Source organism: Lonsdalea britannica (assembly GCF_003515985.1).
Classification (GTDB): domain Bacteria; phylum Pseudomonadota; class Gammaproteobacteria; order Enterobacterales; family Enterobacteriaceae; genus Lonsdalea; species Lonsdalea britannica.
Genome location: NZ_CP023009.1, coordinates 1590137 through 1613565 on the forward strand (window position 1 = coordinate 1590137; position 23429 = coordinate 1613565).

Genomic DNA, 23429 nt, shown 5'->3' on the forward strand with positions numbered 1-23429 from the left:
CGAGTTAAAAAATCAGGAATATGCCTGGCTATTTTAATAATAAAAAACTAACTCTAATAACAAAACTGTCAGGGATGACATTTCCCCTATATTAATCATCACCTTCCATTTTTAATTTTTAAAATCCCCCTTGGACTTGACACACTTCCTGTTATTTTCTTTATTAAATTGCATGCGAATTATTATCACGATTATTTAATATCAGACCGTGATGGCTCGCGAAAAAACGGCGATGAAAGGTGAGCGTTCTTTAGTAAATCGAGGAAGGCAACGCTCTGCCCGATGTTCTAAGGAAGGTGCCTCTATCGCATCGCATCATATCCGTTCTAAACGACATCGTCGGGGCGTCGTGACGTTGCGAGCGTAGGAGGGACGACGACGTCGTCAGCTCTCGTTTAAGCCGCGTTCCGTTACGCCGTCTCCACTGACGACGACAGTGCTGTCAAAAATGTCTTTACCCTCTCTTTTTGCGCGAAAAGGCCAGACGTTCTTCTGCGACAGGTTATGCGACCAAAGCTCAATAGAATGATATGGATGGGGGGCTTAATTCCTTTATTTCCTTGACCAAATAACACGTTTATTTCGATTTATTTAGCTAAGTGAAATAGGCATATATAGAGGAACACATTGAATATTAACCAATGTTTATTAGCCTCCTTATTTTTTATAAAAATGACTTATTTTTAATTATTTATTTTCGTTGATCTCATTTTACATGGCCTTGTATTTAAAATATTTATTCATGAATCGCGCAGAATTAAAAATACTATTGTATTATATTAAAATACAACCGTTACATTACCTATTCAAAACAATAATTTCATTGACATATTTTGCACACATTGCGAGGAGAGAGCTATGGCATCTGAGAGTGAGATCGTCATTTATAAAGGTTATAAAATCCATGTTGATAAAAACATATACAACCCGGAACTAAAGACAGCGATTTTTATCAATGGCGCATTAGCCACATCGTCTTCATTTCTTATTTGGGTAAAACACCTAAAAGGAAAGGTAAATACGATTCTTTTCGATTTCCCTTTTGCCGGTAAATCCAAGCCGTTAAATAATTCACTGGATATCATCACGAAAGAACAGGAGGTGGATATTATCAACTTCCTGATAAGACGTTATCGGCCTGAGATCATCATGTCCGTTTCCTGGGGCGGCCTTGGGGCGCTAATGGCTGCCTCACAAAACAATGACATCCTTGAGATGGCTGTGATCGCGGCTTTCTCTATGACGATCAATGAAAAAATGGAACGTTATATTCTCCAAGCCCGTGAGTACGTTTATCAGCATGAGTTCGAAGCGGTAGCGAATCTGTTGAACAATGAGGTGGGAAAATACCTGCCGAGATTATTTAAAAGAACCAATTTTAACCACGTGGCTCATCTGGATGAGCATGAATATCGGCAGGCGTGTTTTCACCTCGATCAAATCCTGATGTTAAGGGATTACGACTACGAAAAATTTATTAGCAAGATATCCATTCCGGTCGTATTTATTAACGGCGAAAAGGATGAATACACCACGGCTAAAGAGGTCAGAAATCTTGATAAATACCTCGATGATGCTCGATTCTATACCCTGAAGGATGCCGGTCACTTTCTTGACCTAGAGAGTAAGGCGGCTTCTTTAGGGGTGAAATCGATATTCGAAGAGATTTTTATTAACCAGCAGGAGTTCGTATGAATGTGTTTTTGGCGACCCTTGGATCGTCGGGTGATGTATTTCCTTTTATTTTGATTGGCGAGCACATGGCCAAACGTGGCCATAAGGTATTTCTGTGCACCAACCCTTATTTCAAAGGTTTGGCCGAGTCTCGCGGGTTGAATTTTATTAGCGTAGGCTCAACCCAGGAATATATCGCAGGGGTGCATTCAAGAGCGCTGTGGGACAAAAAAACGGCCTTAGATACCCTGTGCCGCTACATGCTGAACCAGCAGGAGGAGATGTATCAGCAGTTGGAGAGGGTCATCGATAGCTCTTCGGTGCTGCTCACGTCGCTCTGGTCTTTTTCCGCCAAAGCGTTAGGGGAGAAGAAAGGCTGCTGTACGCTCCCGGTACGCGTGGGGCCTTCGACGTTTTTGTCGTGCTACAACCTGCCGCAGCATGGAAAACTGGCGCTGGCGAACAAGCTCCCGATGCCGCTGCGTAAAGGCATGGTCTCCCTGTTCGAAAAAAAGGTGTTGGATAAACGGCTCTGCGCAGAGGTCAACGCGCAGAGATCGCGCGTGGGCCTGCCACCGATCAAACGGATTCTGTCGCAGTGGGTTCACTCGTCCGCGGACGGGCTCATTTGTCTGTTTCCCGAGTGGTTCGTCCATCCGCAGCCAGACTGGCCGCGCAATGCCAACCTCGTGGGACTGCCGTTGTTTGAAGCGCAAGACGCGCCCGCCGACGAAGAGCTGGCCCGTTTTCTGGAAAGTGAAACGGTGATGTTCTCTCCGGGCTGGTCGCTGCAGTTCGACGAATACTTCTTCAATGCCGTTATCGCCGAAGTGACGCGGCAGCGGCGGCAATGTCTGGTCGTGGGGGTGAATCCGGACGATGTCCCTGTGAGGCCGGGGGTTTTAGTCAGAAAAGAGGTCGATCTGGAGTCCTGCCTTCGTCACTGCGTGGCCGCGGTACACCACGGCGGTATTGGCACCATCTCGCACTGCTTCTATCAGAGCGTTCCGCAGCTGATTTTCCCCAGCGCGTTCGATCAGTTTGATAATGCCTACCGGGTCGAACAACTGGGCTGCGGGATTCAGGCCAAAAGCCGTCTGCCGGAGAAATTTTCTGACGATTTAACCCGCGTGATGACAGACGAAAACATGCGTAAGCAATGCCGCCGTATTCAGGAGAAATACGGCGAAAAGAATCACTGTCTGGAGAATGTCAGGCATGCGCTGGAGCAGGCGCATCAACGCCATGCTCCAACGCCGCAGTGTCGCTTACAGATGGCCTGACAGACGCTGATGCATGTGGGTGCTGTGGGCATCTAGTCCGACAATCGACACGCGGGTGTTGTACCGTTGATAGCGATTCTCGATGGCGTCCAGCGCGGCCACGCTGGACGCGTCCCAGATTTGGGCGAGGGTGAGGTCGATGGTGACCTGCTGCGGATCTTCGGCATACTGGAAATGCTCGAACAGATCGTTGCTGCTGCCGAAAAACAGCGGACCTTTCACGCGGTAACACACTGACTTCCCATCTGCGCTGACTTCCCGCTCGGCATCGATCACATGCGCGACGCGGCGGGCGAACAGCAAAATGGCGAAGATCACGCCGCCTGCGACGCCAATCGCCAGATTGCCGGTCCACACGGTGGCCATCACGGTGACGATCATAATCAGGGTTTCCGACAGCGGCATCCGCCGCAGCGTCGCGGGCTGCAAACTGTGCCAGTTCACCGTTTTTAACGCGACGATCATCATGATACCGGCCAGCACCACCATCGGGATTTGCGCCATGATGTGGCTTAAACCGGTCACGAGAATCAGCAGGACCAGCCCCGCGGCCACGGTGGAAATCCGGCTCCGGGCTTTGCCCATCTCCACGTTGACGACCGTCTGACCGATCATCGCGCAGCCCGCAATTCCGCCGTAAAAGCCCGCCAGGATATTGCCGACGCCCAGCCCCCAGCACTCGCGCTGTTTGCTGGAGTGCGTATCGGTGATGTCGTCCACCATTTTGGCGGTCAGCAGTGATTCCATCAGCCCGACAAACGCCACGCTGAGCGCCGTCGGCCAGATGATGGACAGCGTTTCCAGATTCAGCGGCTTCGTCAGCTGGGTGAACCCCGGCAGTCCGGCCTGCATCGGTCCCGCATCGCCGACGGTCGGGACATGCAGCCCGGCCAGCAGCGCGATGGGGGTGATGACCACTATCGCCATCAGCGGCGACGGCACGCTTTTGAGCAGATAAGGCAGCAAGACGACAATTGCGATCGTCGCCGCGAACAGCAGCCAAACGGCAGGCGACTGGCCCAGCACGTGCGGCACCTGCGCGGCAAAGATCAGTATCCCGAGCGCGTTGACGAAGCCGAGCATCACCGAACGCGGAATATAACGCATCATGCGCGACAGGCCGACGAGCCCGAACACAATCTGAATGATACCCGCCAGAATGACGGCGGGCAGGATATAACCCACGCCGTGGGCATGCACCATCGGGCCGATGACCAGCGCGACCGAACCGGCGGCGGCGGTCACCATCGCAGGACGGCCGCCCAGCACGGAAAGCGTGAGGCACAGTACGACGGAGGCGATCAGGCTCACCTTGGGATCCACGCCGGCAATGACGGAAAACGAGATCACCTCGGGGATCAGCGCGAGCGCGGTGATGATCCCTGCCAGACACTCACGGGTGAGCGCGGAGGGGGAGCGTAATACGGCGGCCACCGAAGCGGAACCGGCCGGGGTTTTTACTGCGGTATCGGAAGATGGCGTCATAGCGTTTTTTTAGTGGTTAAGGGGAGCGACGAGAAAGCGGTAGTGAAAAGCATAATTTATCGTCGGGATAAATGATACCGCGACGGGGAAGGAGAGAAGACGGCAGGGGGAGCGCCCCGCCGTCTTTCCGGACGACGATTAACGCAGATCTACAGTCAGTTCCGGCGTCCCAAAGCCCATCAGTTTGGCATTCGATGCCTCAAAATAGGCCTGCCAGAAGGCTTTCAACTGTTGCAACACTTTCCCCGAGCGATAGCTGTTTTTGGCATTGATGTCGATAAGGCCAGCGCCCGCGACATACACGTTGGCGCCGCCGAAGTCCGCCAGCAGCCCTTGCCGCGTGACACGTTGCAGCTCATCCTTCGGCGAGAGTTCACGGATAGCCTGCTGGCGATAGAAGCTATCGAAATCGCTGTTTTCCAACATGTCCGAGATCAGCAAAACCGTGGTCTGCGAAGATGGACTGTGCTGCCGATCGCTGGCGATGTGCTTCAGGCTATCGAGAATTTCGCTTTTGGCGATGCGGGTTTGACTATCGGCGAAGCTCGCCGCCATGTGTCCGCCTAGGGTCTTGGCGAAGAACTGCTGCTGTTGAACCAGACAACCGTCCAGCGATTTGAGGCTGTCCATGCCGATACCGTTGCGGGTTTTCTGATCGGTGAACGGCATCTCCAGCCGTCCGTCGAATACCCGCTTCATGTAGTTGTCCTGCAGCAGCGCCGAGAACTGATACAGCATGATGTGGTCGCCCGGCTGCACGAAACGCAGCACCTGATTCCAGGTGGATTTCTTCAGTTCGAGCGGCACCGTGACCGTTTGGTCGACAATGATGACCAGTTCCCGGCCGGTTTCCGCCGGGCGATACTGCGGCATATGCGCATAGTCATAGCAGCTGGGGATATCGTTACGCGGCGCGGCGGCGACCGCTGTGCTGAGCCCCAACAGCAGCAGGGCAAGGCAATGTTTCATGGCAGCTTCCTCTTCTCTGTTAGGCGCGCGCTTTGTTGAGAATCGCCTGTACACGTTGGCGGCTCGCCAGCGCATCCAGAGACAGTCCCAGTGCTTTCGACACCTGCGCCAGCTCTTCTGCGCTCAGCGTGGTCAGATCGCCAAGGGATTCAATCTGCGCGCTGTCACCGCGCTCGGCAGCCGCAGGTGTTGCAGGCGATGAATCAGACGTTGCGGTCGCGACCGGACTGGCGGTTTCGGGAGCCGGAGAGGCGACGACCGGCGCAGCCTGCGGCGTGGTTGTCGGGGCTGGCTCATGGCTCTGCTGATGCGGGGTGTGTTCGCGAGCTGATTGCTTGCCGTGCACGTAGTCGTCAAAGGTCGGCATCTGGGACAGCGGTTCGCTGCGGCCGTTTTGCCGTTGCATCATCAGTCGGTTTTGCAGCGTGGCGAGCTTCTGCTGCGCATCGCGCTCTACGCGTTCGCGGCGCGCGGCATGGTAGGCGGCGAACTCATCCGAACCGCTGAAATGACCGATGTATTTGGCAGCCTTGGCGGAGTCAATACCCGCGAACGAGCGGAAGATCCCGATAAGGATCCCGATCAGTTGCACGCCCACAAAAATCACGGAGAGGATGATGAAGGTCAGCTTCGAGGCGAAAACGCGATTGCTGGCGACTTCGGCGACGGCCTGTTTATCCGCAGCATGGTTGTCCTCGACCGCGGCAGCAGGCAGCTCGAACGGCGAACCGCCGCTTTCTGCGCTGCTCTGGCTAAACGGCGAGGCGTTGACGGCCTGGGTCTCCATCGCATTAATTGTTGAGGCGCGAATAAAATAGGCGCCAAAAGCGAACGTGGTGATCAGGACCAACGCGACGACGGTGCACCAGTATTGCGGCTTGACCTGAACGCTGTGGTTAATACGGTTCAGGATCTGGATGTAGTTCGGTTCGTTATCGTCGTCGCGGCTATTTTCCAGCGTGATCCGGTGGCTGGTCATCAGGTCTTTGGCGGTGCTGTTATGGCGCGCTTGGGAGTGCCAGTAGCGGATTTTTTTCAGCAGCGTGTTTTTGTGCAGTTCCGCCCCATCAGATGGGTGGCTGGCACCAGAATCACCCCGATCAGGACAGAGATGACCAGCGCGGAAAACTCAGCCTGATTGGCAGAGATGTTGTTGGCGATGAAGGGGGAGAGCACCAGGGCGAAAATAAAGGCTTCCAGAATCACCAAGGCGATGCTGCACAGCCATAGAATGATGCCGGTGGGTTTGCGTCCGCGCTCCTCGACTTTATCGAGGTAATCGACGCAGCGACGGTAAAAGCTCGCGTCGCGGCTGGTGGTTTGGTGATAGGCGTAATATTTGGCGCACAGGGCTTCTTCCGAGGGATACCAGTCTTGCTTACCGGTGCCGGGTCGGCGGGGTTCATGGCTGCGCGACAGGCGAGCGATATGGCCGATAAGCGGAAAGCTGGCGGCCAGATTGAGGAAAAAATAGCTGACGTTGTTCCACCAGCGGATCACCACCAGCGTGAGCGCCATCAACCCGAACAGGGGCCAGAAAATGTAGCTATAAGTCGCAATGGCCTCGGCGATAGTCTGAAATAATTCCATATCATTATCCTTAAATTAGCTGCGTGCTGGCGTGTAGGCCGCCATATATTCTTTGTTGTCGCCGTTACCGAAGTAGAACAGTTGCCCCTGCTGGCTTTTAGGTTTGTCTTTCGCGACCAGCAGGTCGATGCAGGACAGGTTTTGCTGCTGTCCATCCTGGAGGTAAACGCGATAGAGAATGTTGTCTTCGCCTTCCCACGCATTCGCGACCGCTTTCAGCGGCGCATCGGCTTTATGGTTGTTATTCATATAGTTACGCGTGATGTAGACTTTGGGATCTTCCGTCACGCTGACGTTTTCCCGCAATACGCGCACCGGAGACAGTGTGACCAGATGGCCGTTCACCAGCCCGGCCCAGGCGCGTCCGTTCATGCCCGGCAGATATTCCCGCGTTTCATGGACGTCGACCGGTTTGCCGCTGGCCAGATTCCGGGCTTGGCCGCTGACGCGTACCGTGTCGGCGATACAGCTTTTGGCAATGACGCTGGCGTGAGCTTCGCCGATCAGGCTAAAGCCGCGATGCTGAGGTTTAAGATTGGCCGCGAGACTCGGCAAGCTGGCGTTGACCGCATCGCCGCCGAAATCGACGTAATTTTTGCTCTCAATCGTTTTCGCGGGCCGAGGGGCCGCCGTCGCGGTGATGGATGGCGTCGAGGGGATGGACATGGCAGGTTCTGCCTTGCGGGGAGCGGTTTTCGTGTTTGCCGATGGACGCTTCGCGACGGCGCTCGCCGTGCTGGCGGTGCCGTGTTCCAGGTAACGAGGGTTGTTGCCCTCCTGCTGCAAACGTTGTTTCAGCAGGGCTTCGCTCGTGAGTCCGACCAGTTCAACCCGGCGGTTCGCGGCGCGGCCTTGGTCCGTTTCGTTGTCCGCGATGGGCCGTGACGACCCTGCACCCTGAAAATACAGGCGGTTGGCGCTGATGCCGGCCTGCTCAAGGATACGGCCGACATTGCGCGCCCGTTGCTCGGATAATCGCTGATTCAGGCTGGCGCTGCCGGTGGCGTCAGTGTGGCCCACGACCAGTAGCAGTCCGGCCTCGTTGCCGTCTCCGCCCTTCATCGCCGCGGCGATCTTTTTCACCTGACGCAGCCCGTCGGGCGTTAGCTCGGCGCTTCCCGTCGGGAACATGGCGCTATCTTCCACCTGCGCGACGATCCCCACCGTATCACTGCCGGATGATGGATCGGTTTTCAGCGTTTCCGTATGGATCGCGATTTTTTCATCGGCGGCAATCTCTGCCAACGCTCTTTCGCGTTTCTGCCAGACATTGCCGAGCGCGCAACCGGCGATGCCCCCGATAATGCCGCCGGCAACGGCTTTTTCCGCGTTGCGGGTGACGAGATAGGTCAAACCCCCGCCCAATGCCGCACCGCCGACGCAGCCAATGGCGGTTCCGTAGGATTGACCCATATTGTGCATGCTGGAACAGCTGGAAGTTAGGGAGACAATCATGGCGAGAACGGTGGCTTTCCGTAAATGCTTCACTTTCAAACTCTGATCCCCAGACGTAGACCACCCATCCATAGTGTAAGTGGCATGTAATAAAAGGTAAGAAAAGGTCAGGGTGAGTATGAAAACATGAATGCAGGATGAGCGCTATTGTTTTGCGCTCGAACTTTTCGCCTGTCAGCACCGTGAAAATCGCTTCATGGATCGCACGCCACATGGGGAAACTAGCGAGTGGTGCGAGGGGATAAAATGGATAAAAAACGAGAGCCACCCGCAGAGATAATACTGAGCCAGAGTAACCCGTGGAAAAGGGCCTATCCCCGAGATGCGCAACCCCTGTCATCACGCGTCAGAGCCGTCCTGCCGCCAATGAAAAAGCGTCCTCCCTCGTCAAGCTGATGGGTGACATCGCCATGCCATGCACTCCCGCCGATATCGGTATTTTCCCCCTGCTTGTTCTACCGTTGGCCGATTAATCTGTGAACAAAGCGCAGGGGTGATTCAAAAGGGAGATCATGTGTGGTTTTCCTCACGCACTGATGGCGCTTAGGACGGTTAAGTGATGCTCATGAGGACAGACAGAAAAGGGACGCGAATCAGGGCATCGCGGGTTTTTTCTTAAAGTGCGCTCGGTCAGCCTGAATTTCCACATACCCGGCATTCACATGGGGGGAAGGGGCGATGCTCTCCCTGACAGCGGGATACAGCGATAATGTGAGGAATAATAAATGGACATTTCCGTGGCTCAGTTGACCGTTAGGCCTGTCGCCGATCTCATTGAATCAAACCGGCGTGAAGACATGTCTCCTTTTGCACGACGGGTGGACGTTCTGCTATCGCTTATATGTTTTCGTCCCTCATCTTTGAGCCCAAGGCGGTAGTTGAGATATCCACAGGCCAGCGCATAGCGCGCTAAGTGCTGTGGCTCGGCATAGGATAATCAACGGATATAAATATATAACCTTATGAAAAATTGATCTATTTATCGCTCTCCACCATGGCGAATGTGGGGGCGAGTATGATGCGGGGGGCAATGGCTCGGTTTTACTCCCTAAAAATACCGTTTGATAACCTTTCTCGTCCTATCTTCCCTCTTGAACACTGCAAAGAACGCATTACTCTAGCAAGACAACATGATGGACGGGCAGCGTCTCTTTCGAAGACCATCGTAGAAAGGGGCCGTCCGATAGCCGCTTCTTTGATCATCCGTTTTGCTCGGTCATTCGCGTCATCGCACGCGTTCCATACCCAACGTCAGTACCACAAGGAGGCGTTATGCCGCACTCTTCCCCCGTTCGCCAACTGCGTCTCGGTTTGTTCGTACAGCCGCTGGGCCATCACGTTAGCGGCTGGCGCATCAGCGAGACATTGGGTTCGCCGACGGATATCGACTGGTTGATTCGTATTGCCCAAAAAGCCGAAGAGGGCACGTTCGATATGTTTTTCGTCGGCGACGCGCTGGCGACGTCCATTCATCGGCTGCCTTCCACGATGGCGCGGCTGGAGCCGCTAACGCTGCTGGCGGCGTTGGCGGTTTCCACCCGGCACATCGGCCTGGCGGCCACCGCATCGACGACCTTCAGCGATCCGTTCACGCTCGCCCGCAGCTTTGCCTCTCTTGACCATATCAGCCGCGGCCGCGTGGCGTGGAACGTAGTCACTTCCTATTCCGACGACGTGGCGAAAAATTTCAGTGAGGAGAACATGCCGGTCCACGCCGACCGCTATGAACGTGCGCATGAATTTCTTGAGGTCGCTTTTCAGCTCTGGGACGCGTGGCAGGAGGGGGCGGTCGATCCGGACAAACAGAGCGGGCGCTACTTCGCTGACGACAAAATCCGATCTATCCATCATCGCGGTAAACACTTTCAGGTACAGGGACCGCTGAACATCACCCGCTCGCCTCAGGTGCGCCCGGTGATTATCGAAGCCGGATCGTCCGCCGACGGTCAGAAAATGGCGGCGGCCACGGCGGAAGTCGTGTTTACCGCCTCGGCCTCGCTGGAAGAGGCGCAGGCGTTTTACCGGAGCCAGAAAGCACTGGTGGCTGAGGCGGGGCGGGATCCGGATCGGGTGCTGATCCTGCCGGGGGTGATGCCGATCGTCGGGCGTACGCGCGAAGAGGCGAAGGCGACCTGGCAGCAGCTTAACGCGCTGGTGGATATCGATAACGGTCTGCGCCAGCTGTCGGCGCGGTTTGGCCTCGATCTCAGTGACTATCCGTTAGACGGACCGGTGCCGGAAGCGCCGCTCGGCGAGGGGAACCAAAGCCGCGTCAAATTGCTGACGGATCTCGCCAAACGCGACAATCTGACCCTGCGCGAACTGGCGGCCATTGCGGCGGGATCGCGCGGTCACCGCGTGATCGTCGGAACGGCGGAGGATATTGCCGATGATTTTCAGCAGTGGCTGGAGCAGGGCGGAGCGGACGGCTTCAACATCATGCCCGCCGTGGTGCCGGAACAGCTGGATCTGTTCGTTGAGTTAGTGATCCCGGAACTGCGTCGACGCGGTTTGTTCAGGGAAGCGTATGAACATGCGACCCTGCGCGAAAATCTGGGTCTTCAACCCATCCGCTAATAAACTCGCGGCGAACGCAGCGCGCATCCGTCGATTCCTTTTGTGACGGCTCGGATTTAGGGCGGCGGCGGCAAAGCGCGTCGTCGCCCTGCGGATCCGTCGTCAGTCCCGCCGTTCCTAAATACTTTTCATCTTCTCAGCGCCTGCGGCCTCCGCGCTGATGGCGGTTCGCCGCGTCTGCGTTTTCAAACGTATTGTCTTCCGTTCACCGAGCGTGTCATGACGGCTCACCCCAGACTCGCTACCCACATCCACAGCGGCAATGTCGCCATCGACAGCAAAGTCGTGAGGCAAATCGCGGAGCTGCCGATCTGAATATCTTCGGGCGTACGGGCAAAGCCGAGCACGTTGACGCCGGAAGGGTTTGCGGCCATCAGCACCAGTACGCCGCGCGGGATGCCGTCAATGTGGAGCAGCAAGCAGGTCAGCAGCACCAGTAACGGCATCAACACCAGCTTGGCGGCGGCGATGCCGACGGCATGAGCGCTGGGACGTAACTGGTAGCCGGAGAGATTGGCGCCCAGCACGATGAGCGCGCAGGGCAGCGCCGCCTGCGCCAGCCAGGTCGCCAGTTTCATGCTCCAGCCGGGCAGCGTCAGGTTCGACAAATTGACCGCCGTCCCCAGCAGCAGGCCAATAATCATCGGGTTGGCGAGGCTGGCGACCAGAATACCGGGCTTGAATGGTTCGCTGCCGGCGAAACTGTCATAGAAACTCTGAGCGCTGAACAGCAGCAGGCTGTGTACGGCGAGGACGGTAAACAGCAATATCAGCCCTTCGCTGCCGTAAAGACCCGCCACCATCGCCAGGCCGATCAAGGCATTGTTGCCAAAGGAGGCGGTCAGTCCGAAAGGCGTCGGGCGACCCAGACTGCGGTGGGCGAAGAGATTGACCGCGGCGAAGATCAGCAGCGCGGGAACGAAGTAGGCGGCCAGCAGCGTGGTGTTCAGACCGTCGTGCAGCGGCGCATGGATCATGCCGGTAAACAGAACCATCGGCATGAACAGCTTGAAAGCCAGCACGCCCAGCGCTTTATTGGCGTGGGGATCGAGCGCGCCTCGGCGGGCCAGCGCGTAGCCGAGCAGGATCAAGAGAAAGATCGGCAGGATCGTTTGTGGGATGGCCACGGCGGGCGCCTCCTTTTCAACATGGCGGAAGGTTATTAATAGCGACTCCGGCGTCGCTTGTCAGCGCGATTTTTGGCCCGTTTGGCCCTTTGGCATACAAATTGCTAACTTTCTATAACCTATTGTTAAGCGTTCGATGGGACGACGACGCCGAAATGCCCACGAGGTTCGCCTATGCAGTCGCTCAACCTACGTCAGATCGAAGTCTTTCGGGCGGTGATGATCACCGGTTCGATCAACGGCGCCGCTCAACTCTTGTACGTGTCCCAACCCGCCGTCAGCCGCATGTTGTCTCATACCGAGGCACGGATCGGCTTCCAGCTTTTTGAACGGGTCAAAGGGCGCCTGTACCCTTCTCCTGAGGCGCGCAGCCTGTTCAGTGACGTCGAGTCCGTCTACCGCGATATACAGCGGGTCAACACCACGCTGCACAATCTGGTTCAGCAACGTCACGGCGTATTGCGCATCGCCAGCAGCCCCAGTCTGGGGCATCAGCTGGTGCCTGACGCCATCGCTGCCTTCCGACGGTGCAACGAAGATATTCTCGTCAGCCTGGAATGTCTGCGCCATGTCCTGCTGCGCGACAGGCTGCTCGACCAGCAGGCGGATCTCGGCATTTCTCTGTTTCCTATCGATCACCCCAATCTGCGCGCGGTGCCGCTGAGCTATATCCGGGTGATGGTGGTGTGCCCGGCGGATCATCCGCTGACGCGGGTGTCGGCCAATGAGCTGCCCGACGCGCTGGCGGAGACGCCCTTCATCGGTTACGCCGCCGATACCCCCTTCCACAGCTTTATGAAGCAGGCGTTCGAACGCGTGGGCTTGCCCTACCGGCCGAGCATCGACGTCGACTCTCCGCATCACGCCTGCGCGCTGGTAAAAAACGGCACCGGTTTCTCCGTCGTCGACGAGATCTCTTTCCGTGCCTCCGGCTCTGAGCGGATGGCGGTGCTGCCGATCCTCAACGAAGAACGCCTGACGATCAGTCTGGTTCACCTGCGGCGTGAGCCGTTGGCACAGTTTGCGCAGGTCTTTGTCGACAACCTGCGCGGTACGCTGGAAGAGGGCGGTTTTCACCTGTTCAACCTGGATTAACATCAGGTTAATCCCTACCGACAAATAGGCATACGACAGGGGCTGCCGTAGCTCCCACAATGGCCCTACACACTGTAAATGGTGACCGACATCGGGTCGGTCTTGTGGAGGAATACGGCATGCGAGACATCGTTATCGGCGGCGCCCAGCTCGGGGCGATCCAAAAAAGCGACTCAAGAGAAAGCGTGGTCCAGCGCATGCTGGCGCTACTGGAGCAGGCCCGGCAGCAAGGCTGTGAGCTGGTGGTTTTCCCCGAGCTGGCGCTGACCACCTTTTTCCCCCGTTGGTTCATGGAAGATCAGCAGGAGGTCGATAGCTGGTTCGAGCGTGAAATGCCGAACGACGCGACCCGCCCGCTGTTTGATTTTTCCCGCGAACACGGCATTGCTATCACCTTCGGTTATGCGGAGCTGACGCCGGACGGCCATCATTACAACACGTCGATCCTGACGGATCGCCAGGGCAACATCGTCGGCAAATATCGCAAAGTCCATCTGCCGGGGCACGTCGAGTTCGACACCCAGCGTGACTTCCAGCATCTGGAAAAGCGCTATTTCGAACCGGGCGATTTCGGCTTCCCCACCTGGGAAACGCAGAACACGGTGATGGGCATGTGCATCTGCAACGATCGTCGCTGGCCTGAAACCTACCGTGTGATGGGATTGCAGGGCGTTGAGCTGGTGACGTTGGGCTACAACACGCCGTCGGTGAACTCGCAGAATCGCGGCGAGGGCGAAGAACACCGCCTGTTCCATTCCGAGCTGTGCATGCAGGCCGGCGCTTACCAGAACGCCACCTGGGTCGTCGGCGTCGCCAAGGCCGGGGTGGAAGATGGTTTTCCGCTGATGGGCGGCAGCGCGATCATCGATCCGAACGGTTTTGTCGTGGCGCGCGCCAAGGGACAGGATGATGAGCTGATTGTGCATCGCTGCGACATGGATCTGTGCCAGTTCGGCAAAACCACGATCTTCGACTTTGCCCGTCACCGGCGCATCGAACACTACGGCATCATCACCCGCCAGACCGGCGTTGAGCGTTCCTGACCTGGAGACTAAGCCATGCGCACCGTATACCTGAACGGGGAGTTTGTGCCGGAGAACGCAGCGAAGATCTCGATCTTTGACCGTGGCTTCACGTTCGCCGACGCGATCTACGAGGTCACCGCCGTGCTGCAAGGCCGGTTAGTGGATGCAGAACTGCATCTGGCCCGTCTGCGCCGTTCGCTGAGCGAGCTGTCACTGACGCTCCCGCTGGATGACGCCGCGCTGTTGGCGATCCATCGCATGCTGATCGCCCGCAATGATTTGCAGGAAGGCCTCATCTATTTGCAGGTCAGCCGCGGGGTGAAAGATCGCAACTTTCAGTTCCCGCCCGCAGGAACGCCGCCGACGGTGGTGCTGTATACACAGGCGAAAGCCGTGATCGACAGCCCGATGGCGGAGCGCGGGATGAACATCATCAGCCTGCCGGATCTGCGCTGGGGACGCTGCGACATCAAGACCACGCAGCTGCTGTATCCGTGTCTGGCGAAAGAGCAGGCGCGCGCGCAGGGCGCGGATGACGCCTGGCTGGTGAAAGACGGCTGGATAACCGAAGGCACATCCAACAATGCGTTCATCGTGACCCGCGATGGCGCGGTGGTCACGCGGGCGCTGTCGCACGCGTTGCTGCCCGGTATCACGCGCGGTTCCCTGCTCGCGTTGTTGAAGGCGCAAGGGCTGCGTTTCGAAGAGCGCGCCTTTGCGCTGGATGAAGTCAAACAGGCCGCCGAAGCGTTCATTACCTCCTCCACCTCGTTTGTATACCCGGTGGTGACGCTGGACGGCCAGCCAATCGGCGACGGTAAACCCGGGCCGCTGGCCCAGCGGTTACGCCGTCTCTATATCGACCATGCGCTGAGCGCATTGACATAACCGAGCGGCAGGCCACGGCTTCCGGCAAACCGCTCTCTTTTAACGTGACCACACAGCAAGTCCCGACACCATTCGTTGCCCTTTTAAGGAGTGTTGAGAATGAAAAAGTATCCATCCCGTTCCTTGATTGCCTCTCTGCTGTTGCCGATCGGCCTGAGCGCCGCGCTGTTTTCCACGTCCTCGCTGGCTGCGGAGAAAACGCTGCACGCGGTGATGTCCTCCTCCCTGCGCGTGCTTGATCCTATTGCGACCACGGCCCAGATCACGCGTAACCACGGCTACATGATTTACGACACGCTGATCGGCATGGATGAGCATCAGGTCCCTAAACCGCAGATGGCCGACTGGACCGTGTCTCCCGACGGCCTGACCTATACTTTCACGTTACGCGACGGTCTGTTGTGGCATGACGACAAACCGGTGACCGCCGCGGACTGCGTCGCTTCCCTCAAGCGCTGGGCGCGTTACGACGTGGGCGGTCAGCTGATGATGAAGTACACCTCCGGCATCACCGCCACCAATGACAAAACGATCGTCCTGACGCTGTCCAAACCGTTTGGCTATGTGCTGCAACTGTTAGCCAAACCTTCCTCCGTCGCGGCCTTCATGATGCCGGAGCGCGTCGCCAATACGCCTGACGGCAAGATGATCACCGATTACACCGGTTCCGGCCCGTATAAGTTCGTCGCCAGCGAATTCGATCCCGGTAACCGCGTGGTCTACGAGAAGTTCCAGCAATACGTACCGCGTAAAGAGCCAGCCAGCGGCACTGCAGGCGGCAAAGTGGTCAAGGTCGATCGGGTGGAGTGGATCAACATGCCGGATCGTATGACGGCGATCAACGCGCTCTCCTCCGGCGATATCGACTTCATCGAACAACTGCCGATCGATCTGTTGCCGATGGTGCAGGCCAATCCGGAACTGAAGTCCGGGGTGCTGAGCAAGCTCGGATCGCTGACCGGCGGGCGTATGAACTTCCTCTATCCTCCGTTCGATAACCCAGATATTCGCCGCGCCGCGATGCTGGCGATGAGCCAGAAAGACGTGCTCGATGCGCTGGTGGGCAATCCGGAATACTTCAAGCTGTGCGCCTCCGTGTTTGGCTGCGGCACCGCGCTGGAGACGCAGGCGGGCGGCGAGTCGTTGCTCAAAGGCGGAGACATCGAAGCAGCCAAGGCGCTACTGAAGAAAGCGGGTTATGACGGCACGCCGGTAGTGATCATGCAGCCGACCGATGTTCCCAGCCAGGCGCCGCAGCCGGTGGTGGTGGCGCAGGCCTTGCGCAAGGCAGGTTTCAACGTCTCTTTGCAGCCGATGGACTGGCAGACTCTGGTTTCGCGCCGGGCGAATCAGAACGCCCCGGCTCAAGGCGGATGGAACCTGTTCTTTACCTACTGGAACGCGGAAACCATCTGGAACCCGGTGGTGAACCCGATGCTGGACGGCGGCGGACGGCAGGGCGCCTGGTTCGGCTGGCCGACCGATCCAAAAATGGACGAGCTGCGCGTGGCGTTCGCTACCGCCACCGAGCCCGCCAAACAGAAAGCGATTGCGGTAGACATCCAGAAACACGCGATGGATCAGGTCAGCTATATCCCGCTCGGCCAGTTCTACGATGTGGCGGTCTGGAGCAGCCGCATCAGCCACCTGATGACAGGGCCGTCCACGGTGTTCTGGAACGTCGAAAAAAGCGACTGATTACTGTGTGATTAATGCCTTCGGAGGTCCCTATGCTTGGTTACTTCATTCGCCGCGTTCTGGCGGCGATCCCGGTGATGCTGGTGGTCGCGTTGTTTGTTTTCCTGCTGTTGCGGCTGTCACCGGGCGATCCGGCGGCGATCATCGCCGGCGACATGGCGACCCCGCAGCAACTGGAGGCGATCCGCGAAAGTCTGGGTCTGAATCAGCCGCTGTATCAGCAGTTTTTCGTGTGGATTTCACAGCTGCTGCGCGGCGATTTCAGCACGTCGTTGATGGCTCACACGCCGGTGCTGACCATGATCGGCCAGCGGCTGGAGCCGACGCTGAGTCTGGCGCTGGTGGCGATCGCCTTCACCATTTTAATCTCCGTGCCGCTGGGCGTACTGGCGGCATGGAAGCACGGCAGCTGGATCGACAATCTGGTGATGTCGACTTCGGTGCTGGGCTTTTCGGTGCCGGTGTTCGTCATCGGCTATGTCTTGATCACGGTGTTTTCGCTTGAGCTGAGGTGGCTCCCGGTGCAGGGATTTAGCAGTATCACGCGCGGCGTGGGGCCTTTCGCCCAGCGCATCGTGCTGCCGGCGCTGACGCTGTCGTCGGTGTACATCGCGCTGGTGGCGCGCATGACCCGGGCCAGCGTGCTGGAAGTTCTGGGCGAAGACTATATCCGTACCGCGCGCGCCAAGGGGCTGGCGGAGATCCACGTGCTGTTCCGGCACGCGCTGCGCAACGCGATGATCCCGATCCTCACCGTGATCGGCACCGGCTTCGCGCTGATGATCTCCGGCGTCGTGGTGACCGAAAGCGTGTTCAACATCCCGGGGCTGGGACGGCTGATCGTCGATGCCGTATTGGCGCGCGACTATCCGGTGATTCAGGGCATGATCCTGCTGACCAGCGGGGTGTATGTCGTCATCAACTTGTTGATCGATCTGTCTTATGCGATCAGCGATCCACGCATTCGTTACTGAGGGCCCGGCTATGAGCAAACCTGATTCTCTGACCCTGCCCGCGCCCCGATACCGATGGATCACACTGCCGCGCATGCCGCTGACGTCGGCGATCGCGCTGGTGATCCTGACGCTCATCGTCGCGATGGCGATCTTCGCGCCCTGGATCGCCCCTCACGATCCGGTCGCGCTGTCGCCGGCCATGCGCCTGAAACCGCCCAGCGCGGAATTCTGGCTGGGGACGGACGCCTACGGACGCGATCTGTTTTCGCGCATTGTCTATGGCGCGCGGATTTCCCTGATCGTCGGCGTGGGCGTCACGGTGATGAGCGTGGTGATCGGCCTGCCGCTGGGCCTGCTGGCCGGTTATTTCCGCGGCATTGATGCGCTGATGATGCGTGTGATGGATGGCCTGATGGCGATCCCCGGTATCCTGCTGGCGATCGCGATCGTCTCCCTCAGCAGCGCCGGTATCTGGACCGTGATGGTCGCGATCATGGTGCCGGAGATCCCGCAGGTGGTGCGTCTGGTGCGCTCGCGGGTACTGTCGACTCGCGAAGAGCCGTATGTCGAGGCGGCGGTGCTGATGGGTACCTCGACGTTCAAGGTGCTCACCCGGCATCTGATGCCGAACACGCTGGCGCCGCTTATCGTACAAAGCACCTATATCTGCGCTTCCGCCATCCTCACCGAGGCGATCCTGTCGTTCCTCGGCGCGGGCATCGGCACGGAGATCCCGACCTGGGGCAACATCATTTCCGAAGGGCGCGTGTACTTCCAGCTTAAGCCTTCGCTGGTGCTGTGGGCCGGGTTGGCTCTGTCGCTGTGTATTCTGTCGATCAACCTGCTGGGCGATGCGGTGAGCGATGCGCTCGACCCGCGCCTGAAGAAAAGGGGAGCCGCATGAGCGAAGACCGGAAAGATATTCTGCGCGTAGAAAACCTCTGCGTGAATACGGCGCAGGGCGCGCCCATCCTGCAAGGCATCTCATTCGAGATTCAGGCGGGAGAGACGGTCTGCCTGGTGGGAGAGAGCGGATCGGGCAAGTCGGTGACGTCGCTGGCGACCCTTGGGCTGTTGCCCAAAGGCGCGCTGAGCGCGACCGGCGGACGGATCCTGCTGGATGGCGAAGATGTGTTGCAGGTCAGCAACGGTCGCCTCAAAGCGCTGCGCGGCAGCCGCATGGCGATGATTTTTCAGGAGCCGATGACCGCGCTCAATCCGGTACTGACGGTCGGGCGGCAGATTGACGAAGTGTTGCAGACCCACACGGATCTGAACGCTCAGGCGCGTAAGGCGCGGGTCATGGACGCGCTGTCTCAGGTGCATCTGCCGGACATTGAGCGAGTGTACGCAGCCTATCCGCATCAGCTGAGCGGCGGCCAGCGTCAGCGCATCATGATTGCCATGGCGCTGGTGCTAGAACCGCGTCTGCTCATTGCCGACGAGCCGACCACCGCGCTGGACGTCACGACCCAGCAGCAAATTCTCAAACTGATCCGCGAGTTACAGCAGAAGCACGGTACGGCGGTGCTGTTCATCACACACGATATGGGCGTGGTGGTGGATATCGCCGACCGTGTCTGCGTGATGCGTCAGGGACATATCGTGGAGTCCGGCAGCGTACAGCAGGTGCTTTCGGCGCCGCAAGAAGCGTATACCCAGGCTTTGCTGTCGGCGGTGCCGAGTCTGGCTCCCCGGGCGGCGCGGCGCGAGGCCGCCAGCGCACAGGTGGTGCTGGACGTCGTCGAGCTGGGTAAAACCTATCCTGCGGCGGGCAGCGCGTGGTCACTCTTTCGGAAACGGCGGCAAGGTACGCGGGCCGTGCACGATGTGTCATTTATGCTCAAGCGCGGCCGTACGCTGGGGATTGTTGGGGAAAGCGGTTCCGGCAAGTCCACGCTGGCGCGTTGCGTCATGCGCTTGCTGACGCCGACCTGCGGCGCGGTGCGAGTGACCGGCAAAGATATCTCCGAGCTGACGCCGGTAGGGCTCAAACCGCATCGCAAACGGATCCAGATGGTGTTTCAGGACCCGAACCGGTCGCTGAATCCCCGCATGAGCATTGGCCGGAGTCTGGTGGAAGGACCGGTGAATTTCGGCGTGCCGTTCGCGCAGGCCTGGGCGCGAGGGCAAGAACTGTTGGAGCTGGTCGGGCTGCCCGTGGACGCCATCGACCGCTTTCCGCATCAGTTTTCCGGCGGTCAGCGGCAGCGTATCGCGATTGCCCGCGCGCTGGCGATGGAGCCGGATGTCATCGTCGCCGATGAGGCGGTCTCTGCGCTCGACGTGTCGGTACAGGCGCAGGTGCTGCAACTGCTGGCGGACATTCAGGAACGCATGCAGGTCGCCATCTTGTTCATCACCCACGATTTACGCGTGGCCGCTCAGGTCTGCGACGATGTGCTGGTCATGCAGTACGGTCAGGTTATCGAATATGGGCCGGCGGCCGATGTGCTGGCTCATCCCCAGCAGCCTTATACCCAGCAACTGATGGAGGCGGTCCCCGGTAAGGGATGGGACTTCGCCGCCGGACGGAGGATGTGACGATGGCCTACGATCTGCTGTTCCTGAACGTCACCGTGGTCGATGGAACGGGCAATGATCCCTATATCGCTGACGTCGCGATCAGCGGCGATCGGATCGCAGCGATTGGGCCGCTGGCCGGACATGACGCCGTGCGGACGATCGAAGGCGACGGCCGCTGCCTGATGCCGGGATTTATCGATGTCCATACGCATGACGATACGCACGTCATCCGCACGCCAGACATGCTGGCGAAGATCTCGCAGGGCGTCACCACCGTCATCGTCGGCAACTGCGGGATTAGCGCATCGCCGGTGATACTGCCGGGCGCGCCGCCGGACCCGATGAATTTGTTGGGGGGCGAAGACGCGTTCATTTATCCGACCTTCGATGACTATGCCGACGCCGTCGAATGCGCCTGTCCCAGCGTCAACGTGGCGGCGTTGATCGGCCATACGGCGCTGCGGGCCAACGTGATGGATCGCTTCGATCGCGCGGCCACGCCATCCGAGCTGGATCGGATGTGCGAGACGCTGGAAAAGGCGCTCGACGCGGGCGCCATCGGCCTCAGCTCCGGGCTGGCTTACACCAATGCGAAGCAGGCGCCGATGGCGGAGATGCAGCGTCTGGTGGATATCGTCGGCGCGCGCGGCGCGCTCTATACCACGCATATGCGCAACGAACATCACGGCCTGCTGGATTCGTTGCAGGAGTCGTTCAGCACCGCCCGAGGGGCGGGCGCCGATCTGGTGATTTCCCACCTTAAATGCGCGGGTGCGGGCAACTGGGGGCGCGCGCCATTGGCGCTGGCCGCGCTGGAAAAGGCCGCTGACGAGCAATCCTGCAACTGCGACTGTTATCCCTATTCGGCCAGCTCAACCACGCTGGACGCCTGGCGCGTCGACGGCAAGATGGAGATCTTCATCACCTGGTCCGATCCCCATCCGGAGATGGCCCGCCAGACGCTCAACGCGATCGCCGAACAGTGGGGCGTCGATCAGTGGGAGGCCACCGAGCGTTTGCGTCCGGCGGGGGCGATCTATCACATGATGAGCGAGGACGATGTGCGCCAGATCCTGGCGCATCCGCTGTCGATGGTGGGCTCGGACGGGCTGCCCAACGATCCCAATCCTCATCCGCGGCTGTGGGGAACCTTTCCACGCGTACTGGCGCATTATTGCCGGGATTTAAAGCTGTTTGCGCTTCCCGAGGCCGTGCGCAAAATGACGGGGCTGTCTGCCGCGCGTTTTAGGCTGCAAGATCGCGGCGTGGTGAGGGAAGGGGCGTTCGCTGATGTCGTGCTGGTCGATATGGCGACGATCCAGGACGTCGCGACTTACAGCGATCCTTGCCGAATCGCGCCGGGCATTGATCTGGTGGTGGTCAATGGCGTGGTGAGTTATGAGCAGGGCCGCGTACACCAGCGGCGGGGGAGGTTGTTGAAACGCGCGGACGTGGAGAAACCTATCCCCTAGAGCGGGAGCGGCGTCGTATTCTTTACTGACCGGTTATCTCTGAGCGGTAAGAGGATCGCCGCACTCTTTTTGTCACTGCAATGACATGGGGTTTATCGACAAGGTAAGTATTTATCCATATCAATTTCTTATTTCACGTCATTCCATCCTTTAAATTACGAAGGGGATGTCGTGTAAACACGGTAGCGTATGAATTCAAAAGCTAAAATGCCGCCTTCTTTTTCCCCGCCATCATTATCTTTATGCGTTCTTCAGATCATGTCATTCACTATTTCATCACGATTAGCTTGTGTTCTAAATATGGGTTTATTTTAACGGACTATACTTTTTCCCTATTTAGTAAACGAGATGTGGTCTATTAAATATGAATAATGATCCTGTTAAGCATTACACTGGCATTCAGGTTAATCTTAGGAGGTTGAATATTTCCGATAGGACGATAGACGCCCTGCATCGATTGACCAATAATCTGGGTGATTGTTATGAAGAAGAAGTTTGCCCGCTTCCTAATACGATGAGCGAAGAAAGAGCCGCCGTTGAATTAGTGTCGGGGTGGTTAAATTTAAATAAAGATGAAACATGGGGGTATGTCGGGGAAGGGTCATCAATTGGTAATCTTCAGGGCATGTGGATGGGGATGGCATTGAATAAAGACGCCACCCTGATATTCACCGACCAGGCGCACTACAGTATCCCCAAATTTGGCTCCATGCTTAAGTTTAATAACGTCAAAGTGATAAAAACGACGCAAGAGGGAAGTATTGATATCGACGACCTTGCAGCACGTATTACCGAGAATGAAAAACTGGTGGTCGTCCTGACGGCGGGAACAACCATTACGTCGGCCTACGATGATATCAACCGTGTTATCAATACATTAAAAGAGAAAAGTTGCCCTTTTTATCTGCACTTAGATGCCGCGCTGGGTGGGTTTATTTTGCTGTTTATCGAGGATAAAGATTTTCCTGACCGGTTGGACTACACCTTCGCCAATCCATCTATTTCATCTTTAACGGTGAGTTGCCATAAAGTGATCGGGGTGCCTATGCCATCCAATATCTTTATTTCGCGATGGAAGGTCTATGAGGCATTTAAACAACAGGTTAATAAAATAGAGCTGTTTGAAAATAAGGATGACGTGACGGTCTATGGCAGCCGGGATGGTTTTCGCGCCGGGGTCGTGTATGAAAGGCTGAGCAATATTCAAAAAAGCGAGATCACTGAGTGCGTCAATAAAGGTATTTTGTTAGCGAGCTATCTGGCTAATAACATCAGTACCACGCTGGGCGTTAAAAATGCATTCTCTGTAAAAGGCGGGTTAGCGACTGTTTTTTCCAAAGTGGAATTTGATCATATCTTTAGCCCAGAAGCCTTGAAAAGGATCGTTAAACGTTATCGACTGGTCAGCGATGACCGATTTTATCATATGTACCAAATGGCCCATATGGATAAAAGTATCTGTGATGAGTTCATTGAGTTTTGTGTGACTCACCAACAAGCCGTAGAAAACAGTTTTTAATTAAAGACATAGCTTGAAAAAGAATGCGGTATCAAATTTGAAGGCCTTGCTTTAGGCCAGTGCAACAAACACTACACATATCGGATTATA

At 57.3% G+C, this 23429-nt stretch carries 18 protein-coding genes; 12 read left to right on the forward strand and 6 right to left on the reverse strand.

Annotated features, from left to right (window positions below):
* Positions 1-858: 858 nt before the first annotated feature.
* Together CKQ53_RS07485 and CKQ53_RS07490 are read left to right on the forward strand one after the other, a co-directional pair.
* Complete coding sequence (locus CKQ53_RS07485; RefSeq protein ID WP_094118671.1) at positions 859-1695, forward strand: alpha/beta fold hydrolase; 837 nt, start codon at positions 859-861, stop codon at positions 1693-1695.
* A complete protein-coding gene (locus CKQ53_RS07490; RefSeq protein ID WP_094118672.1) occupies positions 1692-2957 on the forward strand; it encodes a glycosyltransferase in 1266 nt (421 codons plus the stop codon). Before CKQ53_RS07485 ends, CKQ53_RS07490 begins: the two co-directional genes overlap by 4 nt.
* Here CKQ53_RS07490 and CKQ53_RS07495 read toward each other — a convergent pair.
* The 5 genes from CKQ53_RS07495 to CKQ53_RS07510 all read right to left on the reverse strand — a co-directional run bounded on the left by CKQ53_RS07495 (position 2943) and on the right by CKQ53_RS07510 (position 8414).
* Positions 2943-4442, reverse strand: a complete 1500-nt coding sequence (locus CKQ53_RS07495) for a SulP family inorganic anion transporter (protein WP_118894835.1) — start codon at positions 4440-4442, stop codon at positions 2943-2945. The genes CKQ53_RS07490 and CKQ53_RS07495 overlap by 15 nt on opposite strands.
* 138 nt (positions 4443-4580) lie before the next feature.
* Entirely contained in the window at positions 4581-5411 is an 831-nt protein-coding gene (locus CKQ53_RS07500; RefSeq protein WP_094118673.1) for a hypothetical protein, read from the reverse strand.
* Between the two features lie 19 nt (positions 5412-5430).
* Entirely contained in the window at positions 5431-6390 is a 960-nt protein-coding gene (locus CKQ53_RS18675) for a hypothetical protein (protein ID WP_244201012.1), read from the reverse strand.
* Between the two features lie 56 nt (positions 6391-6446).
* Positions 6447-7001, reverse strand: a complete 555-nt coding sequence (locus tag CKQ53_RS18680; RefSeq protein ID WP_244201013.1) for a hypothetical protein — start codon at positions 6999-7001, stop codon at positions 6447-6449.
* 15 nt (positions 7002-7016) lie between these two features.
* Positions 7017-8414: an OmpA family protein gene (locus CKQ53_RS07510; RefSeq protein WP_244201014.1), complete on the reverse strand. Its 1398-nt coding sequence runs from the start codon at positions 8412-8414 to the stop codon at positions 7017-7019.
* A gap of 1314 nt (positions 8415-9728) precedes the next feature.
* On the opposite strand from CKQ53_RS07510, the gene CKQ53_RS07515 reads away from it, so the two are divergent.
* Positions 9729-11033: an LLM class flavin-dependent oxidoreductase gene (locus CKQ53_RS07515; protein ID WP_094118675.1), complete on the forward strand. Its 1305-nt coding sequence runs from the start codon at positions 9729-9731 to the stop codon at positions 11031-11033.
* Between the two features lie 227 nt (positions 11034-11260).
* Here the strand turns inward: CKQ53_RS07515 and CKQ53_RS07520 are convergent, their stop codons facing one another.
* Positions 11261-12160: an AEC family transporter gene (locus tag CKQ53_RS07520; protein WP_118894837.1), complete on the reverse strand. Its 900-nt coding sequence runs from the start codon at positions 12158-12160 to the stop codon at positions 11261-11263.
* 174 nt (positions 12161-12334) lie between these two features.
* Here CKQ53_RS07520 and CKQ53_RS07525 point away from each other — a divergent pair, with 174 nt between their 5' ends.
* From CKQ53_RS07525 to CKQ53_RS07565, 9 genes are all read left to right on the forward strand, one after another.
* The gene (locus CKQ53_RS07525) at positions 12335-13255 is read left to right on the forward strand and encodes a LysR family transcriptional regulator (protein ID WP_085653393.1); all 921 of its coding nucleotides are present in this window, start codon (positions 12335-12337) and stop codon (positions 13253-13255) included.
* 119 nt (positions 13256-13374) lie between these two features.
* Complete coding sequence (locus CKQ53_RS07530) at positions 13375-14298, forward strand: N-carbamoyl-D-amino-acid hydrolase (protein WP_094118676.1); 924 nt, start codon at positions 13375-13377, stop codon at positions 14296-14298.
* Between the two features lie 15 nt (positions 14299-14313).
* Positions 14314-15168 (forward strand): D-amino-acid transaminase, encoded by an 855-nt coding sequence (locus tag CKQ53_RS07535; RefSeq protein ID WP_118894839.1) that lies wholly within the window; start codon positions 14314-14316, stop codon positions 15166-15168.
* Between the two features lie 99 nt (positions 15169-15267).
* Positions 15268-16866 (forward strand): ABC transporter substrate-binding protein, encoded by a 1599-nt coding sequence (locus CKQ53_RS07540; RefSeq protein WP_094118677.1) that lies wholly within the window; start codon positions 15268-15270, stop codon positions 16864-16866.
* A gap of 32 nt (positions 16867-16898) precedes the next feature.
* A complete protein-coding gene (locus CKQ53_RS07545; protein ID WP_094118678.1) occupies positions 16899-17840 on the forward strand; it encodes an ABC transporter permease in 942 nt (313 codons plus the stop codon).
* A gap of 10 nt (positions 17841-17850) precedes the next feature.
* Positions 17851-18726: an ABC transporter permease gene (locus CKQ53_RS07550; protein WP_094118679.1), complete on the forward strand. Its 876-nt coding sequence runs from the start codon at positions 17851-17853 to the stop codon at positions 18724-18726.
* Positions 18723-20366: an ABC transporter ATP-binding protein gene (locus CKQ53_RS07555; RefSeq protein WP_118894841.1), complete on the forward strand. Its 1644-nt coding sequence runs from the start codon at positions 18723-18725 to the stop codon at positions 20364-20366. Before CKQ53_RS07550 ends, CKQ53_RS07555 begins: the two co-directional genes overlap by 4 nt.
* A gap of 2 nt (positions 20367-20368) precedes the next feature.
* Positions 20369-21820, forward strand: coding sequence for an N-acyl-D-amino-acid deacylase family protein (locus CKQ53_RS07560; RefSeq protein ID WP_094118680.1), 1452 nt, complete (start codon positions 20369-20371; stop codon positions 21818-21820).
* Positions 21821-22184: 364 nt separating this feature from the next.
* Positions 22185-23339 (forward strand): aminotransferase class V-fold PLP-dependent enzyme, encoded by a 1155-nt coding sequence (locus tag CKQ53_RS07565; RefSeq protein WP_094118681.1) that lies wholly within the window; start codon positions 22185-22187, stop codon positions 23337-23339.
* Positions 23340-23429: the final 90 nt, after the last annotated feature.